Below are 19,519 nucleotides of genomic sequence, written 5' to 3'. Positions count from 1 at the left end.
CACCCCCGCCGGTGTCCGAGCCGCCCAGTAGTCTGCTGTGATGCCCTCCCTCGGTGAACTGATCGCACCACGGCGCATGGGCAGGGATTTCCGCTGGCTGCTCGCATCATCGTGGACGAGCAACGTCGGAGACGGCGTCGCCCTCGCGGCCGCTCCCCTGCTCATCGCGTCGATGACGTCGTCGCCCATCCTCGTCGCGTCCGGGGCGATCCTGCAGTTCCTCCCGTGGCTGCTGTTCGGGCTGCACGCCGGAGCCATCGCCGACCGGTTCGACCGTCGGCGCCTCGTGATGTTCGCCAACGCGGCACGGGCCGTGGTGCTCGCGGGGCTCTGTGCGTTCCTGCTCACCGGCACCGCGAACATCTGGATCGTGCTCGCCGTGGCCTTCCTCTACGGCACGGCGGAGGTCTTCGTCGACACCGCCGGCAGCACGCTGCTGCCGATGCTCGTGAAGCCGGCCGACCTCGGCATCGGCAACGCGCGGCTGCAGGCCGGGTATCTGGTCGCGAACCAGTTCGCCGGGCCGCCGCTCGGCGCGTTCCTCTTCGCCGCCGGCGCGGCGTGGCCGTTCCTGCTCGAGATCCTCTGCGTCCTCCTCGCGGTCGTGCTGATCTCGCGCATGGCCCGCACCCCCGTGCCGCCCCGGTCAACGGGAGACGGCGTGAAGTCGCACGTGCACACCGACATCGGCGAGGGACTCCGCTGGCTGTGGCAGAACCCGCCGGTGCGGATGCTGGTGCTGATCATCCTCGTCTTCAACGTCACCTGGGCGGCCCCGTGGGGCGTGCTCGTGCTCTATGCCACGGAGTATCTGAACATGGGCGCGGTCGGCTACGGCGCCCTGACGACCGCCTCGGCGGCCGGAGGAATCCTCGCCACCCTCTGCTTCGGCTGGCTCGAACGCCACGTGTCGTTCGCGACGCTGATGCGCGTCGTCCTCTCGCTCGAGGTGCTGATGCACCTCGCGTTCGCACTCACCACCGCGGGCTGGGTGGCGCTCGTGATCATGTTCGTGTTCGGCGCCTACGCGTTCGTGTGGGGCACGATCTCGACGACCGTCCGTCAGCGTCTGGTCCCCGCCGAGCTGCAGGGCCGCGTGGCCTCGGTCAACATGGTCGGCGTGTTCGGCGGAATGGTCATCGGCCAGGCCCTCGGCGGGGTGATCGCCCAGGTCTGGGGTCTCACGGCTCCGTGGTGGTTCGCCTTCGTGGGCGCCGCGCTGACCCTTGTCCTGGTCTGGAAGCCGATCTCGCAGATCGTCAGTGCCGCACCGGCGGATCAGTCGGTGAACGAGCCGTAGACCCGCAGGGTGTTCGCGGCGAGTCGGGTCGACAGCTCGTCGACCTCGATGCCGAGCTCCGCCGCCATGAACCGCACCGTGATCGGCACGAGATAGGGGGCGTTCGGACGACCGCGCAGCGGCGTCGGGGTGAGGAACGGCGCATCGGTCTCGACGAGGATGCGGTCCAGGGGCGTCACCTTCAGCGCGTCGCGCAGGTTCTGCGCGTTCTTGAACGTGACGTTGCCGGCGAAGGACAGGTGGTAACCCGCATCCGCGCAGATCCTCGCCATCGCATCGTCGCCGGAGAAGCAGTGGAAGACCGTCCGCTCGGGCGCCCCGACGCGACTCAGCGTCTCGAGCACCGCGTCATGCGCGTCACGGTCGTGGATCTGCATCGCGATGCCGTGCTTCTTCGCCAGCGCGATGTGCGCCTCGAACGACTCGAACTGCGGCGCTCGGCGCTCGGGCTCGGTGCGGAAGAAGTCGAGACCCGTCTCGCCGATCGCCCGCGTTCGCGGGTGCGCCGCGAGCTCGTCGATCACCGCGATGGCCTCATCGAGACGACCCTCCTCGGCGTAGGCGGGCGCATCATTCGGGTGGATCGCGACAGCCGCGAGCACGCGCGAGTCCGACTCGGCGGCCTCGACCGCCCACCGGGACGACTCGATGTCACCCGATGCTTGCACCACCCCGGCGATGCCCACGGCCGCCGCACGATCGAGCTGCTCGGTCAGCGACAACGGCTCATCGCCGTCGAGGATCTCGAGATGCGCGTGATTGTCGTAGACGGGCACGGCAAGGGGCTCCGGAGCCGCGGGATACCGGAGATCCTTGCGCCCGCCGCCGTCTCGCTGCTGCACGTACGTCATGCTCAGGCGGTGGACTCCACGCGCGGGAACAGCGGGGTGAGACCGTTGACGCTGGTGCCGGGACGCAGCACGCCCCAGGCTCCGGCCTCGCGGATCGGCTGGTCCTGCAGACGTCCGAGGCTCTCTGCGGCGCCGAGGGCGACCCAGAGCTTCTCCGTCGACTGCGGCATCACGGGCGAGAGCAGCACGGCGAGCGCGCGAAGTCCCTCGGCGCACGTGTAGAGAACGGTGCCGAGACGGCCGCGCTGAGACTCGTCCCGTGCTAATGCCCACGGCTCGTTCTCCGTGATGTAGCCGTTGAGAGCGTCGACGATCGTCCAGATCGACGAGATGGCCTCGTCGATGCGGAACTGCTCGATCGCGGCATCCGCGTTCGAGGCGGCATCCGCGACGATCCGCTGGATCTCGAGATCCTTCTCGGTGTAGTCGGCGGGCGGCGGCACGATGCCCTCGAAGTACTTCTCGATCATCGCCGTGGTGCGCGAGGCGAGGTTGCCGAAGCCGTTGGCGAGCTCCGCCTGGTAGCGGGCCGAGAGGTCCTCCCACGAGAACGAGCCGTCCTGGCCGAACGCGATCGCCGAGAGGAAGTAGTAGCGGTAGGCGTCGGATCCGAAGACGTCGGTGATCTCGGTCGGCGCGATGCCGGTGAGCTTCGACTTCGACATCTTCTCACCGCCGACGAGCAGCCAGCCGTGCGCGAACACGCCCTTGGGCACATCGAGCCCTGCGGCCATCAGCAGAGCCGGCCAGATCACCGCGTGGAAGCGCAGGATGTCTTTTCCGACCACGTGATAGGCGGGCCAGCGGCGGTCGAAGGTCTCCTGATCGGAGCCGTAGCCGACGGCGGTGGCGTAGTTGAGCAGCGCATCGACCCACACGTAGATGACGTGCGACTCGTCCCACGGCAGCGGGATGCCCCAGTCGAACGTCGAGCGCGAGATCGAGAGGTCCTTGAGACCCTGACTGACGAAGGAGACGACCTCGTTGCGCGCCGAATCGGGGCGCACGAAGTCGGGCTGGGTCTTGTAGAGCTCGAGCAGACGGTCCTGGAACTCGCTCAGCTTGAAGAAGTAGTTCTTCTCCTGCAGCAGCTCGAGCGGCTTCGAGTGGATGGCGCAGACCTTGAGGCCCTCGAACGGACCGGTGCCGTCGACGATCTCGGACTCGGGCTTGAACTCCTCACAGCCCACGCAGTACAGCGCCTCGTACTCGCCCGCATAGATGTAGCCACGGTCGTAGAGACGCTGGAAGAACGTCTGCACGTTGGTCTCGTGGCGCTCCTGCGTCGTGCGGATGAAGTCGTCGTTCGCGACGTCGAGCGTCTCGAGCAGGGGGAACCACGCCTCGGTGACGAGCTTGTCGACCCACTCCTGCGGAGTGACGTTGTTCGCGGCCGCGGCACGGAGCATCTTCTGGCCGTGCTCGTCGGTGCCCGTCAGCATCCAGGTGTCATCGCCGCCCTGCCGGTGCCAGCGCGCGAGCGCGTCGACCGCCACCGAGGTGTACCCATGACCGATGTGGGGCACATCGGAGGGGTAGTAGATGGGCGTGGTGATGTAGAACGATTCGCCTGCGGGCATGGGGACAATTCTAGGTGGGATGCAGGGGGTCGTTACGCTCAGGCGACAGACACCTCGATGCGGTGCCACCCCTGGGCGCCGTCGGGCACGACATCGGCCGGATCCGAGGTCTGCGTCTCCCCGTCGGCGCTGATCGCGCGACACTCGATCGTGTGCGCTCCACTCTCGGCCGCCCAGTCGAGACGCCACTGCACCCAGGTGTCGTCGGAGATCGCGGCGCCGAGCTCGGCGCGACGCCACTCACCGTCGTCGATCCGCACCTCCACACCCTCGACGCCCACGTGCTGCTGCCACGCCATGCCCGCGATGACGGCGTCGCCGGCCTCGATCCTGGTCCCCCGCCGGGGCACGTCGATGCGCGACTGCAGCTTCACCGGTCCGCGCTCCGACCATCCGCGGTCGGTCCAGTAGGCGGTCGTGCGGTCGAACCGGGTGACCTCGAGGTCCGTCACCCATTTGGTCGCCGACACATAGCCGTAGAGGCCCGGCACCACCATGCGCACCGGGAAGCCGTGTTCGAGAGGCAGCGCATCGCCGTTCATGCCGACCGCGAGCAGGGCATCGCGCTCGTCGGTGAGCGCCTCGATCGGCGTCGAGGCCGTGAACCCGTCGGATGAGGTCGACAGCACCATGTCGGCGTCGGGATCGACTCCCGCTCTCGCGAGCAGATCGCGCACCGGATGCCCGAGCCAGAGGGCGTTGCCGATCAGGTCCCCGCCGACCTGGTTCGACACGCAGGCGAGGGTGACGTGCGACTCCTGCATCGGCAGCGCGACCAGTTCGTCCCACGTGATCACGATCTCGCGATCGACCATCCCGTGGATGCGCAGCGACCAGTCGGCCGGGTCGATGCGCGGCACGATCAGTGCGGTGTCGATGCGGTAGAAGTCGGCGTTGGGGGTCACGACAGGAGCCAGGCCGGGGATGTCGAGCTCTGCACCGGCCGGCACCATCGGCGCGGGGGCGGCAGCCTTCGGCAGCCGCAACGTCGAGCGGATCGCCTCGATCGACCTCGTCGCGCCGCGGGCTGCGCCGCCGATGACGAGCGCCACGACGCCGGTCGCGGCGACGCCGGCGGTCCACAGCAGGAACTGGCGGCGTTCCTCATGCTCGGCGCGGAGATAGGGGATCGGATGCACCTTGCGCATGAGCAGCCGCAGCGCGACGACCGCGGTCGCGCCGGCGACGAGACCGGGGAGCCAGGCGAAGGGGCCCGCGCCCGGACGGATCATCGCGGCCACCAGCGCCAGCACGCCGAGAGCGGCGAGGATCGCGGATCCCACGCCCGCGCGGCGGGATTCCAGGATGCCGGCGAGCGCGGCGACCCCGACGAGCACCACCGCTATCCCGGTGATCAGCGCCACCTTGTCGCCGGTGCCGAACAGTGCGATCGCCGCATCCTTCGCCCAGCTGGGGGCGAGATCGATGAGACCGCTGCCGATCACGGCGAAGGGGCTCGCGCTCGGCTCGACGATCGCTGCGACCAGCTCTGCCAGGCCGACCGCGACGACGGCCGCGCTCAAGCCGGCGGCCGCCGATCGAAGCCTGTCTCCGCGCTTCGCGCGGACTGCGTGGGTCATGATCAGAGCGTAACCCCGGGGCTGGGCCCCGAGGTTATGCGGCTCAGAGCCCGTTGCGGCGTGCGACCTCTCCCAGCCAGGCGAGCGAGGGCTTCGGCGAACGCTCGAACGTCTCGTGATCGAAGCCGATCAGGCCGAAGGTCGGGCGGAATCCGCTCGCCCACTCGTAGTTGTCGAGTGCGCTCCAGTGCTGGTAGGCCTTGACCTCGATGCCGTCGGAGATGGCACGGTGTAGGCCCTCGAGAGCGCCCTGGGTATAGGCGATGCGCCGCGTGTCGTCGCCGGTCGCGATGCCGTTCTCCGTGACGAGCACCGGCACGCCGCCGCTGCGCTCCCACGCGCTGCGCACGCCCATCTCGAGCGCCTCGGGGAAGAACTCCCAGCCGGTGAGCGTGGTCTCGACGTCGTCGGCGACCGGACGCGGGCCCTCGGGGCCGATGAAGGTGCGGGTGTAGGCCTGCACGCCGACGAAGTCGTCACCGGCCGACTGATCGAGGTACCAGTGGTCGCGGGGGTCGCCGTACTCGGCCAGCATCTCGTCCGCCCCCGGCTCACCGGTGGAGTGGAAGGCCTGCGTCGCGATCGTCCATCCGGCCTGCACGCCCGAGACGGAATGCAGGATCTCGGAGGCCCGGTGGTGCGCGTCGAGCAGCGTGTCCGCGACGGCGAGGTCGGGGTTCGGCAGTCCGAAGGCGACGAGGTTCGAGGCATCCTCTCCCCCGGCGAGCATCGCCGCGATGTTCGGCTCGTTGATCGTGCAGACGTAGGTCACGCCCTCGAGGATCGGCAGCACGGTCTCGACGTAGCGGGAGAACAGGTCGACCGCGTCGTCCGCACGCCAGAAGCCGTCCTTCTGGAACCACTGCGGCACCGTGAAGTGCATCAGCGTCACCGTCGGGTCCAGACCGTTCTCCCGGGCCGTGTCGATCATGCGGCGGTAGTGATCCAGCATCGCCCGCGACACGAAGCCGCGCTCGGGCTCGATGCGCGCCCACTCCATCGAGAAGCGGTACGAGTTCAGACCGGCATCCGCCAGCAGCCGCATGTCCTCCGGGTACCGGTGGAAGTGGTCGGCGGCATCGCCCGAGGGCTCCACCATCGTCGAGCCCGGAGCATGCTCCATGGCCCACCAGTTGCTGGTCGTGTTGTTCCCCTCCACCTGATGGGCTGCGGTCGCAGCGCCCCAGAGAAAGCCGTCAGGGAATGTGAGCACGAGTGCTCCTCTCTATTTCGAGATTCGGGATGGGTTGGGCACGGCGTCGAGCAGCTGCACCGTGTACGGGTCCTCCGGATGCTGGAGGACCTGAGAGGTCTCACCGCGCTCGACGACGCGACCGCCGTTGAGCACGAGGATGTTCTCGGTGACGAGCCGCGCGCTGAGCAGGTCGTGCGTGATGTAGAGCATGCTGATGCCCCACCTCTCGCGCAGGTCTTCGAGCAGCGCGAGCACTCCGGCACGCAGCGACACGTCGAGCATCGACACCGGCTCGTCGGCGATCAGCACCTGCGGATCGCTCGCGAGCGCCCGGGCGATGACCACGCGCTGACGCTGACCGCCTGAGAGCTGATGCGGCAGCTTGGCCGCGAACTGCTCGACAGGTGTCAGGCCCACGGTCTCGAGGAGCTCGAGCACGCGGGCTCTCGCCTCATCACCGCGCAACGGCGTGTAGTTGCGGATCGGTCGGCTCAGCGCGTACTCCACCGTGTGCAGCGGGTTGAGCGCGGCATACGGATCCTGGAACACCATCTGCACGTCCTTGCGCAGGTCGCGCAGGCCCGCACGGCGCAGGGCCGCGACGTCGACATCGCCGAAGCGCACCGTGCCCTCGGTCGGCTTCTCGACACCGGTGATCAGCTTCGCGATCGTCGACTTGCCCGAACCGGAGGCGCCGACGAGTGCCAGGGCCTCGCCGGGTTCGAGTCGGAACGACACATCGTCGACCGCGGTGACGGGCTGCTCGCCCCGACGCGGAGCCGGATACCGCTTCGACACGCCCTCGACCACGATCGCGGCGTCCGCCCGGCGCGTGTCGCGCTGCGACACGGTGGGCAGGGTCTCGGTCAGGTCGGTGCGTGAGCGCCCCTCGCGACGGCGCGTGCCGAGGTCGACGAACCCGGGGATCGAGATCGACTCGGCCCGAGGATCGGCGTAGTGGCTCAGCAGCATCCGCGTGTACTCGTCCTGAGGACGCTGCAGGATGTCGAGGCTCGGCGCGTCTTCGACGATCCGACCCTCATGCATGACCATCACCCGATCGGTCGCCTCGAGCACGATGCCCAGGTCGTGGCTGATGAGGATCGCGGTGAAGTGCTCGGTGCGCTGGAGATCCTTGATGGTGTCCATGACGGCGTGCTGCACGAGCACGTCGAGCGCCGTGGTCGGCTCATCGAACACCATCAGCTGCGGCTCGAGCGACAGTGCCAGCGCGATCGAGGTGCGCTGCCGCATGCCGCCCGAGAGCTCGCTCGGGTATCTGGCCAGCACTGCGGGGTCGAGACCGACCTTGCCGATCAGCTCGCGCGCCCTCGCATCCCGATCGTCGCGGGCCACGTGTCCGTGCGCGGCGAAGATGTCGCGGAAGTGGTTGCCGATCGTGCGCACCGGGTTCAGCGCGTTCATGCCCGACTGCAGCACCATCGCGAACCCGCCCTGGCGCTGACGGCGCAGCTCCTCGGCGTCGAGCTCGCGGATGTCGCGCCCGTCGAACAGGATGCGCCCGCCGCTGATGCGAGCCGGCGGCTTCTGGAGCCGTGTCAGCGCGAAGCCGAGCGTCGACTTGCCCGAGCCGGACTCGCCGACGAGACCGACGAACTCGCCGCGACGCAGCGTGAACGAGACGTCCTCGACGGCGGTGACCGGCGTGGTGCCGGGCGAGGCGTACTCGACCGACAGGCCCTGGACATCGAGCAGCACGTCATCCGTGGGGATGTTCGCTTCCATGGCGCTCATCGGCCCTTCCCCTCTCGCAGGCGCGGATTGGAGATCCCGTCCACGCCGAAGTTGATCAGTGTCAGGCTCAGGGCGAGCAGGGCGATGCAGAGACCAGGGGCGAACAGCAGCAGCCACTGCCCGGTGAGCAGCGAGTTGGAGTTCTGCGCCCAGTAGAGCATGGTGCCCCAGCTGACGATGCTCGAGTCGCCGAGCCCGAGGAACTCGAGGCCCGCCTCTGCGAGGATCGCCGCGGTCGCCGCTCCGAAGAGCGTGCCCGCGATGATCGAGGTCATGTTCGGCAGGATCTCGCGGAACACGATGCGCGCCCTGCTGTCACCCGAGAACTGCGCCGAGGTGACGAAGTCGTTGCCTCGCAGCGACTGCGTCTGGCTGCGCAGCACGCGCGCACCCCAGGCCCAGCCGGTGACGACGATCACCGCGATGATCATCAGGATGCCGCCGTTCTGCAGGTACGCGGCGATCACGATCATCAGCGGCAGACCGGGGATCACCAGGAAGAGGTTGACGATGAAGCCGACCACCTCGCCCAGGAATCCGCGCATGTAGCCCCAGCTGAGCCCGATCAGCACGGCGACGATCGTCGAGAGGATGCCGGCGGCCATGCCGACCAGGAGGCTGATCTGCGAGCCGTAGATCAGCTGACTCAGGACGTCTTCGCCGGCGGCGGTGGTGCCGAGCCAGTGCGCGGCCGACGCGTCGGCGTTGCGCTCGAAGGTGTTCTCCTTCGGTCCGTACGGGGCGAGCAGCGGAGCGAACACCGCCACCAGCACGAACAGACCGAGGATGATGAGGCCCAGACGTGCCTTGCCGTTGGACCAGAGGGTGCCCACCATCCGGGCGAACGAGCGCCACGGGCTGGGAGCCGCGATCCGGTCGGAGGGAACCTTGACATTCATGGTGGAGGTCATCGGCGGGTCCTTGGATCCAGCACGCCGTACAGGATGTCGACGAGGAAGTTGGCGACGAGCACGCTGACGGTGATCATCAGGAAGAGCGCCTGCATGAGCGGGTAGTCCTGCCCGATCACGGCGTTGAAGAGCAGGTATCCGATGCCGGGATAGCCGAACACCTGCTCCACGAGGATCGATCCGCCGACCACGCCGCCGAGCGTGAGCCCGAAGCCGGTGAGGTTCGGCAGGATCGCGTTTCGTGCGGCATAGCGGAGGGCGATGGTGCGACCGTGCAGGCCGTTCGCCTCGGCGAACGTCACGTAGTCGTCACCCAGCGTGTTGATCATCGCGTTGCGCATGCCGATGATCCATCCGCCGAGAGAGGTCAACAGGATCGTGACCGCCGGGAGGACCGCATGCTGCACGAGATCGATGAAGAAGTCCCAGGTGAAGCCCGGCGTGGTCGTCGCCGAATACGCGCCGGTGGTCGGGAACCAGTGCAGCACGTACCCGAAGAAGAACAGCAGCAGCAGCGCTGTCCAGAAGTAGGGGAAGGTGCTGAGGAAGGAGCCGGTCAGCGTCGGCAGCGAGTCCAGCCACGTGCCGCGGCGCCAGGCGGCGGCGGTGCCGATCAGGGTGCCGATCACGAACGCGAGGATCGTGACGATGCCGACGAGGCCGATCGTGTACGGCAGCGCGGTCGAGACCATGCTCGACACGGTCTGAGGGTAGAACGTGTACGAGACACCGAAGTCGAGTCGTGCGACCTGACCGAGGTAGGCGACGTACTGATCCCAGATCGAGCCGGTCGGCACACCGAGCTGCGCCTCGATCGCGGCGCGCGTCGCATCGGACACCGGGCCGTTCTGCGAGAGCTTGGCGATGGCGGCGTCGGCAGGCGAGCCGGGCATCAGCCGCGGAAGGAAGAAGTTCAGGGTGATGGCCGCCCACAGCGTGAGGACGAACAGCCCGATCTTCTGGAAGACGTACTTCATCGGTCGTCCTCCTTCACGCGCTCGAGCCGGGTGAAGATGCCCAGCGGTGCCGAGTCGTAGTTCTGCGGGATCATGTACGGGTCATCCTCTGAGGGCCAGCCGGTGAACTTGGAGTCGTTGAACAGGCCCCAGATGCCGCCGTAGTAGAGGCCGATGACCGGCATCTCCTCGTAGACGATGGCCTGCAGCTCCTGCACGATCTCGGTCTGGCGGGCGGGGTCGACCGTCTCGCGATACTCGGCGAGCAGCGCGTCGGCCTCATCCGACCGATACCGCTCGAAGTTGTTCGCGGTCGTCTCGCCGGACGGCACGTAGAACTCGCTCGAGAGCAGGTTGTTGTATGCCTGGTAGACGTCGCCGTTGCCCATGCCGCCGATGGCCATCTCGAAGTCGCCGTTGCTGATGGCGCTCTGGTATCCGGCCGGCTGCGGGAGCTTGAGCGTCACCTTGACGCCGACGTCGGCGAGTTGGCTCTGCACGGTCTGCGCCGCGCGGGTCCAGTCGGAGAATCCGTTGGCCGTCGTGAGCGCGAACTCGAGCTGCTCGCCGTCTGCACTCACCAGCCGGTCGCCGTCGAGGGTGTACCCCGCCTCGGCGAAGGCCGCGAGTGCGGCATCCCTGTCCTGCGTGATCATGCCCTGATCGGGGATGCCGGGGTCGAGGAACTCCTCCTGGTTCGGGAGCACGAGGCCGGTCTGCCCTGCGGGCTCCATGTAGCCCTCGGAGGCGGTCTCGGCGATCTCCTCGCGGTCGAGCGAGAGGGCGATGCCGCGGCGCACGTTCACGTCGTCGAACGGCGCGACCTCGAGGTTGGGCATCAGCGCGATCACGCCTCCCGGCGGGAACCACCAGTCGTTGTTCTCACTGGCCGCACCCCACGTGCCCTCGACGTCGGAGATGAACGAGTACGCCCAGTCGTAGCCGCGGGTCACGGTGTCGAGCTGCGAGTTCGTCGACGGCAGGATGATGTGCTCGATCTCGATCTTGTCGGCCTGCCAGTAGTCGGGGTTCTTGTCCATCGAGTACTGCTGGTCGTTGTAGTTGCCCAGCACGAACGGGCCGGTGCCGACCGGGTTCTCATTGCGGTACGTGCCCGGGTCCTTCACGTCCGACCAGAGGTGCTCCGGCACGATCATGGTCTGGCCGAGGATCGGCAGCGAGGGCGCGTCATCGGTCTGCAGGTGCATGATGACGTCGTCGCCGTCGACCTCGACGGTCTCGAGGTGCTGCCAGGCGCCCTTGATGTCGAGGGAGGGGTTGTCCTTCAGCAGCTGGAACGTGAACGCCACGTCGTCGGGTGTCAGCTTCTCGCCGTCGCTCCACTCGACGTCATCGCGGATCGTCATCACGACCGTCCGGGCATCGGGCTGCGACCATTCGCTCGCGAGCCACGGGTTCTCGGTTCCGTCGAGCGGGTTCACCAGGATCAGGGGCTCATAGATCCACCGCGACGCGGTGCGCGTGTTGGTGAGATACGGGTTGAAGTTCCGCGTGAAGAACGGGTTCCCCTTGTCCGCGTTGATGAGCATCGTGTCGTCGCCGATCGATGGATCGGGCTGCGAACTGATCTGGATGCTGCAACCGCTGAGCACGACGGCCGCTGCCGCCAGTCCCACGATCGCGGCTCTCCGCCAGCGCCGGAGCATGTGCGTCTTCGCCACACTGCCACCTCATGTCGTCTGTGTCATGAAGGGGGTCCCACGGGTCGGGGCACCCCGCGGCCGAAGCCGCATCAGCAATTGTAAGCGCATACATTTGACCGCTGCAACCCCCTCGCATGACTCCGAGAGCCCCCACTCCCCTGCGACGACCGGCGTGGGAGCGGTATCAAATCCCGTCTCAGTCGGGGCGCTGGGAGCTCTCGCGGACGAGGATCTGCACGGGCAGGCGCACCGTCATCGGCTCGCCGTCCGGGTTCTCGAGACGTCGCGAGAGCAGCTGCACGGCGGCCCGCCCGAGATCGATCATCGGCTGGCGGACGGTGGTGAGGGCGGGACGCGACAGCGCCGCCGCCTCGATGCCGTCGAAGCCCGTGACCCGGACATCGTGGGGCACGCGGATGCCGGCCGATCGGAACGCGTCGATCGCCCCGAGGGCCATCTGGTCGTTCGCGGCGATGAGTGCGGCGGGGACGCCGTCGGCGATCAGCTGTTCGGCCGCCCGCCGCCCGGATGCGCGGGTGAAGTCGCCGCGCAGCACCGTCACGGCATCCGTCGCGATGCCCGCCTCGGCGACCGCCGCGGCGAAACCCTCCCAGCGCTGGGCGCCGTCGGGCGAGTCCTCGGGGCCGGCGAGAAAAGCGAGCGTCCCCTGATCGGCTTGGGCGAGCACCAGTCTGGTCAGCTCCGACATCGCCTCGGCGTTGCTGACGGTCACGTGGTCGTAGCTGTCGCCGCGCGCCGGCCCCGAGAGCACCACCACGGGGATCCGCTGAGCGAGCCGGGCGAGCACGTCGTCGGGCACGCTCTGCGCCAGCACCATCAGCCCGTCGACGCGTCCGGCGATGTCCCGCACGGTCTCGCGCGTCGGATCGTCACGGCCGACGCCGATCATGAGCACGAAACCCTGCTTCCAGGCTTCGAGCTCCGCTCCGCGCAGCACCTCGTCGAGGAACAGCATGGTCGGATGCGGTGCGCCCGCGTCGGCGGACGCCTGCTCGACCGTGAACGGCGGGGCCTCGCCCTGGTCATCGGCCAGCACGTCGAGGACGGGCGCGTCCTCCGAGGCATCGAAACCGGGGAAGTACAGCCCGAGCACGCCGGTGCGGCGCTCGGCCAGACCGCGCGCGCTGCCGCTGGGCACGTAGCCGAGCGCCGAGACGGAGTCGAGCACGCGCTCGCGCGTGGCGGGGCGCACGGCATCCGGCTGCCGCAGCACGCGGGAGACCGTCGCGATCGACACTCCGGCGCGGTCTGCGACGTCGTAGACGGTCGCCCTCTTGCTCACGCTCGGTCCTCCTCCGCTTGCGTGTGCACCAGGCTACCCGGCGAGCGAGTCACCGCCTGCGTGCTTCGAGTGAGCCGTGAGGGCGGGCGCTGATCTCGCCGGGTTCGCGGCCCCGGGTGTCACTCGACACGACCTCGAAGCCCGCGTCGGCGAGAAGCCCGGCGAGCGCGTCGGCAGACCAGAAGTACGCCGGAGCGACGGCATGCGCGAACGGCTCGCGCGGCTCGCCGTCGAAGAAGCCGATCAGGATGCTGCCTCCGGGAGCCAGCACGCGGGCGAACTCTTCGAGGATCCCGGGGATGTCAGCCGGCGAGGTGTGGATCAGTGAGTACCAGGCGAGGATGCCTCCGACCGACCCCGCCGCGAACGGCAGGTCGCGGAACGAGCCGACGTCGAAGGAGATGCCCGGATGCCGTTTCCTCGCCGTCGCGATGAACTCCTCCGACAGGTCGATCCCCTGCGCCACGCGTTCGCCGAGACTCAGGAGCTGGGTCCAGTGCCCGGGCCCGCAGCCGGCATCCAGCAGCAGGCCGGAGGCCGTGTCACGCCAGGCCTCGATGACCGCAGCATCCCGGGCATCCATCTGCTCGATCGCACCGGCGAGCTCCACGTACTCCGCGGCCCGCTCGTCGTAGGCAGCGGCGACGCCCGCGTCCAAGGTGCCTTCCATCAGCTGCGCGCGGCGAGGGCTGCCTGATACAGGTCGCGCGACGACAGGCCCGTCGCCGCGGCGACCTCGGCGCAGGCCTCCTTGAGACGCACGCCGGATGCCACGAGTCGCTGCACCTGCGCGAGAGCGTCTTCCGCCGACGCCTCACGAGGCGCTGCACCCTCGACCACCACGACGATCTCACCCTTGACGCCCGCCGTCGCCCACTCGACGAGCTCGGCGGAGGTGCCGCGGCGCACCTCTTCGTAGAACTTGGTCAGCTCGCGGCAGACGGCGATGCGGCGGTCGTCGCCGAAGGCTGCGCCCATGTCGGCGAGCGACGACGCCAGGCGGGCGGGAGATTCGAAGAAGACCATGGTGCGTGGCTCTGCGGCGAGCGCCCGCAGCGTCGAGCGCCGATCCCCGGGCTTGCGCGGCAGGAACCCCTCGAACGTGAAGCGGTCGGTCGGCAGTCCCGAGATGGAGAGCGCCATCAGCACGGCGCTCGGCCCGGGGATCGCCGTCACCGTCACTCCCTGAGCGACGGCCTCGGCGACGAGCCCGTACCCGGGGTCGCTGATGGCCGGCATCCCCGCGTCGCTCACGACGACGACATCCGTCTCGACCGCGAGTGCGGCGAGCTCCGCCGCTCTCTGCTTCTCGTTGTGATCGTGCAGTGCGATCAGCCGGGGGCGGTTCGAGATCTGCAGAGCCTGCATGAGCCGCTGCGTGGTGCGCGTGTCCTCCGCGACGACCACCTCGGCGTTCTCCAGCACCTCGACGAGGCGACGCGAGACATCCCCGAGGTTTCCGATCGGTGTTGCGGCGAGGATGATCACCCGCCCAGCTTAGGCGGCGCCCATCGGCGGAGTGTCTAGGCTGGTGCGGTGACCGCGCCCCTGCCTCTGCTGCCTCCGCCCGAGCAGCGACTGACGCGCTACGAGCGACTGCGCGACCGCGTGCTGCAGGACCCCGACTGGGGGCGCATGGTGCGCTGGTTCGCGCCGCTCGTGGTGACGGCCCTGGCCGCCGTGCTGCGCCTGGTCAACCTCGGCCATCCGCACCAGCTCGCCTTCGACGAGACCTACTACGTCAAGGACGCCTGGTCGCTGTGGACTCTCGGATACGAAGGCACCTGGGGCAAGGATGCGAACGAGGCGTTCATCACACTGCAGCAGCTGCCGCTGTCGGATGCCGGGTCGTTCGTCGTGCATCCGCCCCTGGGCAAATGGCTGATCGCCCTGGGGATGGCCATCGGAGGACCCGACAACACGGTGGGCTGGCGCATCGCGACGGCACTGCTGGGCGCCGCCACCGTGCTGCTCGTCTATCTGGTCGCCCGCCGCCTGACCGGCTCGATCGTGGTGGCGACGGTCGCCGGCACCCTGCTGGCGATCGACGGCCTCAGCATCGTGATGAGTCGCACGGCCCTGCTCGACGGCCCTCTGACGTTCTTCCTCATGCTCGGCGCGCTCTTCATCCTGATCGACCGCGACCGGGTGATCCCCGTGCTGGAACGCGCAGACCCCGATACCGACTCCGACTCCCCCGCGCCGATGTGGGGTCCTGTGCTCTGGCGGCGTCCGTGGCTGATCGCCGCAGGTGTCGCGCTCGGCGCCGCCTGCGCCGTGAAGTGGTCGGGGCTCTATGCGCTCGCGGCCTTCGGCCTGTACGTCGTGGTGACGGATGCCCTGGCACGACGCCGCGCGGGCGTCGTGCTCTGGCCCACCGCGGCGGCCTTCCGTCAGGGACCGGTCTCCTTCGTGCTGCTCGTGCTGCCGGCGCTCGCCACCTACCTCGCCAGCTGGACCGGGTGGCTCGTCACCGCCGGCGGCTATGCCCGGCAGAGCGATCCGAATCCGCTGATCGCGCTGTGGAACTACCACGAGGCGATCCTGAACTTCCACGTCGGTCTCAGCAAGGGCCACCCGTACGCGAGCCCCGCGTGGGAGTGGCCTCTGCTGCTGCGCCCCACAGCCGTCTGGGTGGGCAGCGACCCCGGGCCCTGCGGCGTCGATCACTGCATCGCGGTGATCTCGACGATCCCCAACCCGCTGATCTGGTACGCCGGTGTCGCCGCGGCTCTCTACCTGCTCTACCGCCTCGTGCGCGGGTGGGCCGAACGTCGCCCCGTCGGTCCAGCCCTCACGTTCCCCCTGGTCGGGCTCGCGGCGACGTACGTGCCCTGGCTGCTGTTCCCTGAGCGGACGATCTTCCAGTTCTACACGGTCGCGATGGCGCCGTTCCTCGTGATCGCACTCGCGGTCGTTCTCCGTCAGATCGCGGGACGCCGGGAGGATCCGCTGCACCGCCGGCAGTCGGGCGAGCGCACCGTGATCGTCTTCCTCGCCGTCGTGGTGCTGGTCTCCGCGTTCTTCTATCCGGTGTGGACCGGCATGAGCGTGCCCTACCAGTTCTGGCTCCTGCACAACTGGCTGCCCGGCTGGATCTGACCCGACCAGCGGCAGCACGTGCGCGCGGTCAGCCCTCGACCACTCCGTCGCGCTCGCCGGCCACCCCCGGGCGAGAGACACCGCGTGTCAGGCGGGCGACGACCAGCAGCATCGCAGTGAGGCCGATCGTGAGCAGCAGCTGCACACGCGCAGCCTCGTCGATCATGGTGAGCGCGATCACTCCGGCGAGCAGCGCCAGGCACAGCCACGACAGCCAGGGGAAGCCCCACATGCGCATCGGCATCGCCGCACCCTCACGATCGGCACGGCGGCGGAGGATGATCTGCGAGACCGCCGTCGCCGTCCAGATGATGAGCAGCGTCGATCCGACCACGTTGAGCAGCGCCGGCAGCACCACATCGGGGAACGCCCAGTTCAGCCCGACCGTGATGAAGCCGAACGCGACGGAGGCGAGCACGGCCACGACCGGCACGCCCGTCGACGTCGTTCGCGTCGCCGCGAGCGGTGCGAGCCCGCGCTCACCGAGCGAGTAGGCCATTCGCGACGCGCCGTAGATGTTCGCGTTCATCGCCGACAGCAGCGCGATCACGACGATGAGGTCCATCACGAGGCCGACGCCCGGCAGCCGCAGCGTGTCGAGCACTGCGGAGAAGGGACCGTCCTTGACGGCGGGATCGTTCCACGGGAGCACCGACACGATCACGAAGATCGAGCCGACGTAGAAGATCAGGATGCGCACGAGGACCTCGCGCACGATCCGGCGGATGTTGCGCGCGGGGTCGTCGGACTCCGCCGCCGCGATCGCGACGACCTCGGTGCCGCCGAACGCGAAGACCACGATGAGGAGCGCCGCCGCGATGCCCGTGAGGCCGTTCGGAGCGAAGCCGCCGTTGTCGACGAGATTGCCGATGCCGGTCGCGGGCACGCCGGGGATGAACCCCAGGATCGCGCACACGCCGACCACGAGGAACACGATGATCGCCGCGACCTTGATCGCCGCGAACCAGAACTCGAACGTGCCGTAGTTGCGCACCCCGAAGAGGTTGACCGCGGTCAGGGCGACGACGAAGACGAGCACCCACACCCAGGCCGGGATGCCGGGGATCCAGGCCGCGATGATCCCGGCGGCGCCGGTGGCCTCGGCGGCGATCACGACGACGAGCTGGATCCAGTAGAGCCACCCGACCGCGCTGCCGGCGCTGCGGCCCATCGCCTTCTGCGCGTATGAGCTGAAGGCTCCTGAGCTCGGGCGGGCGGCGACCATCTCGGCGAGCATCGCCATGATCAGCACGACGATGCCGCCGGCGACGAGGTACGAGATGAGTACGGCAGGACCGGCGATGCTGATCGCCTGTCCCGACCCGACGAACAGCCCGGCGCCGATCGCCCCGCCGAGCCCCATCATCGAGATCTGCCGACGGGTCAGCCCGGGGTGCAGACCCTTGGTCGTGGTCGTCGTGGTGGGAACCTCGGTCATGCGCGTGCCTCCTGCGTGCGATGAGCAGACTGCTCAGCCTACGCGGCTCCGCCCGCCGTCCAGGATCGCAGCCTGAGCTCACCGCGCGAGCGGGAGGTCTGCGGGGTCGCGCACCGGGAGCCGGCACACGAACGAGCGGCAGTCGAACGCCTGCTCCATCGCGTCGCCCTTGCCGTCGAACAGCTCGAAGCCGGCATCCGCGAATGCCTGGGCCTGCACCGGGGTGACGATCGCGACGACGTCCGCGTCGGCCCTGCGGGCTGCCGAGGCGAGTGCACCCTCGGGCGTCTCGGTGACGACGACGAGCTGCCTCGGCGCATCGACGAGCCCCGCTGCCACACGCAGCAGGCTGCCGTGCGCGAACGGCTGTGCGATGGCGGGCGCGGCATGCTCGCGCACGCGTTCCGCGGCTGCCTCGCGATACCGATCCCCCGCGCCGAGACGCCAGGCGGTGAGGGATGCCGCAGCCACGGCCGCCGAATCCGACGGCAGATCGCCGTCGGTCTGATCGGGCGCTGTGGCGATCCCGTGCTCGGCGAGCAGCGGGTCGCCCACGAGGCCCTCGATCGCCGCGTCGAGCAGTGTGCGTGCCTCCACCGCCCACGCCGCCTCACCTGTGGCCGCGGCGAGCGCGAACAGCCCGTCGGCCAGGAGAGCGACATCGGCCGCGGTGGCGACGGCACCCGAGGCGACCCCGTCGAGCGAGGCCCGCACGAGAGCCCCGGTCGCATCCCTGTTGACTCGCAGCACGTACTCGGCAGCCTCGGCCGCGGCCCGCACCCAGGACCCTTCCGCCAGAGAAGCTCCCGCGCGGGCGAGACCGGTGATGGCCAGACCGTTCCATCCCGTGATGACCTTGCCGTCGACGGCAGGGAGCTCGAGACCGGTCCTCTCGGAGGGCGGTCGCAGGTAGTAGCCGCCCTCGCTGCGTTCGCCGTCGATCCACGACTCCGAGTCCTGAGCCGCGCCGAACCCGCCGCCCGCCCTGCGCAGCGTGCCCAGGAGGAAGTCGGCGATGCCGCGTGCGGTCGCGTCGTCACCCGCGTCGAGCGCCACGTCGAGCAGCTGCGCGTTGTCGGTCAGCATCCGCTCGTAGTGCGGCACGCTCCAGTCGCGTCGGGTCGCGTAGCGGAAGAACCCCCCATCGGCATCGCGCAGATCGGAGGCGGCCATCGCGGCGAGCGCCCGGTCGGCCGACTCGGCGGCATCCGGGGCCTCTCTGCGCACGAGCGGTGTCTGCAGCATCCTCAGGGTCGTCGCGACCGGGAACTTCGGCGCATCGCCGTAACCGCCGAACCGGCGATCCTCCCGAGCCGCGATCGTCCGCGCCGCGCCGGCGAGAGCATCGGCGTCCGGAAGATCGGAGGGGGTCGAGGCGCCTGCGCGGGCGAGGGCGTCCGTGACGGCATCCGCAGACTCCTCGGCCTGGGCACGGCGCTGGGTCCACGCCTCCTGCACCGCGGCGAGCACGTCACGGAACGCGGGCATCGGCTGTCGCGCCTCGGGCGGCCAGTAGGTTCCGGCGTAGAACGTGCGGCCCCGCGGCGTCGTGAAGACGGTGAGGGGCCAACCGAGATTCTGCGTGAACGCCGAGGCAGCCGCCATGTAGGCGCCGTCGACGTCGGGATGCTCCTCGCGGTCGACCTTCACCGCGACGAAATCGCGATTGATCAGCGCAGCCGTGTCCGGGTCGGCGAACGACTCCCTGGCCATCACATGACACCAGTGGCAGGTCGAATACCCGATCGAGATCAGCAGCGGCACATCGCGGCGCTGCGCCTCGGCGAAGGCCTCCGGGCCCCAGGGATACCAGTCGACAGGATTGTCGGCGTGGGCGCGGAGGTACGGGCTGAGCGTGTCGGCGAGCCGGTTCGTCATACGTCC

Annotated in this window: 15 protein-coding genes; 2 read left to right on the top strand and 13 right to left on the bottom strand. The window is 69.1% G+C overall.

Annotated elements, in window-relative coordinates; genetic code table 11:
* The first annotated feature begins 40 nt into the window (after positions 1–40).
* Entirely contained in the window at positions 41–1,300 is a 1,260-nt protein-coding gene (locus QRN21_RS12105) for an MFS transporter (RefSeq protein WP_072591556.1), read from the top strand.
* Here the strand turns inward: QRN21_RS12105 and QRN21_RS12100 are convergent.
* The 11 genes from QRN21_RS12100 to rsmI all read right to left on the bottom strand — a co-directional run bounded on the left by QRN21_RS12100 (position 1,279) and on the right by rsmI (position 14,583).
* Positions 1,279–2,151, bottom strand: coding sequence for a TatD family hydrolase (locus tag QRN21_RS12100; protein WP_285364226.1), 873 nt, complete (start codon positions 2,149–2,151; stop codon positions 1,279–1,281). The genes QRN21_RS12105 and QRN21_RS12100 overlap by 22 nt on opposite strands.
* A gap of 2 nt (positions 2,152–2,153) precedes the next feature.
* Positions 2,154–3,731, bottom strand: a complete 1,578-nt coding sequence (metG, locus tag QRN21_RS12095; protein WP_053097093.1) for a methionine--tRNA ligase — start codon at positions 3,729–3,731, stop codon at positions 2,154–2,156.
* A 38-nt stretch (positions 3,732–3,769) separates the two neighbouring features.
* Positions 3,770–5,311, bottom strand: a complete 1,542-nt coding sequence (locus QRN21_RS12090; protein WP_285364225.1) for a molybdopterin-dependent oxidoreductase — start codon at positions 5,309–5,311, stop codon at positions 3,770–3,772.
* Positions 5,312–5,354: 43 nt separating this feature from the next.
* Positions 5,355–6,524, bottom strand: coding sequence for a glycoside hydrolase family 1 protein (locus tag QRN21_RS12085; RefSeq protein WP_053097102.1), 1,170 nt, complete (start codon positions 6,522–6,524; stop codon positions 5,355–5,357).
* Between the two features lie 12 nt (positions 6,525–6,536).
* Positions 6,537–8,261 carry an ABC transporter ATP-binding protein gene (locus QRN21_RS12080; protein WP_083569357.1) on the bottom strand — a complete coding sequence of 575 codons (1,725 nt, stop codon included), beginning with the start codon at positions 8,259–8,261 and terminating at the stop codon, positions 6,537–6,539.
* Positions 8,258–9,172, bottom strand: a complete 915-nt coding sequence (locus QRN21_RS12075) for an ABC transporter permease (protein ID WP_053097105.1) — start codon at positions 9,170–9,172, stop codon at positions 8,258–8,260. Before QRN21_RS12075 ends, QRN21_RS12080 begins: the two co-directional genes overlap by 4 nt.
* Positions 9,169–10,149: an ABC transporter permease gene (locus tag QRN21_RS12070; protein ID WP_285364224.1), complete on the bottom strand. Its 981-nt coding sequence runs from the start codon at positions 10,147–10,149 to the stop codon at positions 9,169–9,171. Before QRN21_RS12070 ends, QRN21_RS12075 begins: the two co-directional genes overlap by 4 nt.
* Positions 10,146–11,810, bottom strand: coding sequence for an ABC transporter substrate-binding protein (locus QRN21_RS12065; RefSeq protein WP_232224459.1), 1,665 nt, complete (start codon positions 11,808–11,810; stop codon positions 10,146–10,148). Before QRN21_RS12065 ends, QRN21_RS12070 begins: the two co-directional genes overlap by 4 nt.
* A gap of 178 nt (positions 11,811–11,988) precedes the next feature.
* Complete coding sequence (locus QRN21_RS12060) at positions 11,989–13,095, bottom strand: LacI family DNA-binding transcriptional regulator (protein ID WP_072591560.1); 1,107 nt, start codon at positions 13,093–13,095, stop codon at positions 11,989–11,991.
* A 49-nt stretch (positions 13,096–13,144) separates the two neighbouring features.
* On the bottom strand, positions 13,145–13,765 hold the full coding sequence (locus QRN21_RS12055) for a class I SAM-dependent methyltransferase (RefSeq protein ID WP_285364221.1): 621 nt from the start codon (positions 13,763–13,765) through the stop codon (positions 13,145–13,147).
* Positions 13,765–14,583 (bottom strand): 16S rRNA (cytidine(1402)-2'-O)-methyltransferase, encoded by an 819-nt coding sequence (rsmI, locus tag QRN21_RS12050; protein ID WP_056279993.1) that lies wholly within the window; start codon positions 14,581–14,583, stop codon positions 13,765–13,767. The genes QRN21_RS12055 and rsmI overlap by 1 nt, the downstream gene beginning before the upstream one ends.
* Positions 14,584–14,631: 48 nt before the next feature.
* Between rsmI and QRN21_RS12045 the strand changes: the two genes are divergently transcribed.
* Positions 14,632–16,197, top strand: coding sequence for a dolichyl-phosphate-mannose--protein mannosyltransferase (locus QRN21_RS12045; RefSeq protein ID WP_285364219.1), 1,566 nt, complete (start codon positions 14,632–14,634; stop codon positions 16,195–16,197).
* Between the two features lie 28 nt (positions 16,198–16,225).
* Here the strand turns inward: QRN21_RS12045 and QRN21_RS12040 are convergent, their stop codons facing one another.
* Together QRN21_RS12040 and QRN21_RS12035 are read right to left on the bottom strand one after the other, a co-directional pair.
* Positions 16,226–17,635, bottom strand: a complete 1,410-nt coding sequence (locus QRN21_RS12040; protein ID WP_285364218.1) for an amino acid permease — start codon at positions 17,633–17,635, stop codon at positions 16,226–16,228.
* Positions 17,636–17,713: 78 nt separating this feature from the next.
* Positions 17,714–19,513, bottom strand: a complete 1,800-nt coding sequence (locus tag QRN21_RS12035) for a thioredoxin domain-containing protein (protein ID WP_285364217.1) — start codon at positions 19,511–19,513, stop codon at positions 17,714–17,716.
* Positions 19,514–19,519: the final 6 nt, after the last annotated feature.

Origin of the sequence: Microbacterium sp. LMC-P-041, assembly GCF_030209555.1 — a bacterium.
Classification (GTDB): Bacteria; Actinomycetota; Actinomycetes; order Actinomycetales; family Microbacteriaceae; genus Microbacterium.
This window is presented reverse-complemented; position numbering and strand designations above follow the sequence as displayed.

Excerpts from the sequence above, each read along its gene's own strand:
- QRN21_RS12100 (WP_285364226.1), bottom strand. The coding sequence starts at position 2,151 with ATGACGTACGTGCAGCAGCGAGACGGCGGCGGGCGCAAGGATCTCCGG.
- QRN21_RS12070 (WP_285364224.1), bottom strand. The coding sequence starts at position 10,149 with ATGAAGTACGTCTTCCAGAAGATCGGGCTGTTCGTCCTCACGCTGTGG.
- QRN21_RS12080 (WP_083569357.1), bottom strand. The coding sequence starts at position 8,261 with ATGAGCGCCATGGAAGCGAACATCCCCACGGATGACGTGCTGCTCGAT.
- QRN21_RS12055 (WP_285364221.1), bottom strand. The coding sequence starts at position 13,765 with ATGGAAGGCACCTTGGACGCGGGCGTCGCCGCTGCCTACGACGAGCGG.
- QRN21_RS12105 (WP_072591556.1), top strand. The coding sequence starts at position 41 with ATGCCCTCCCTCGGTGAACTGATCGCACCACGGCGCATGGGCAGGGAT.
- QRN21_RS12090 (WP_285364225.1), bottom strand. The coding sequence starts at position 5,311 with ATGACCCACGCAGTCCGCGCGAAGCGCGGAGACAGGCTTCGATCGGCG.
- QRN21_RS12075 (WP_053097105.1), bottom strand. The coding sequence starts at position 9,172 with ATGACCTCCACCATGAATGTCAAGGTTCCCTCCGACCGGATCGCGGCT.
- QRN21_RS12035 (WP_285364217.1), bottom strand. The coding sequence starts at position 19,513 with ATGACGAACCGGCTCGCCGACACGCTCAGCCCGTACCTCCGCGCCCAC.
- QRN21_RS12040 (WP_285364218.1), bottom strand. The coding sequence starts at position 17,635 with ATGACCGAGGTTCCCACCACGACGACCACGACCAAGGGTCTGCACCCC.
- metG (WP_053097093.1), bottom strand. The coding sequence starts at position 3,731 with ATGCCCGCAGGCGAATCGTTCTACATCACCACGCCCATCTACTACCCC.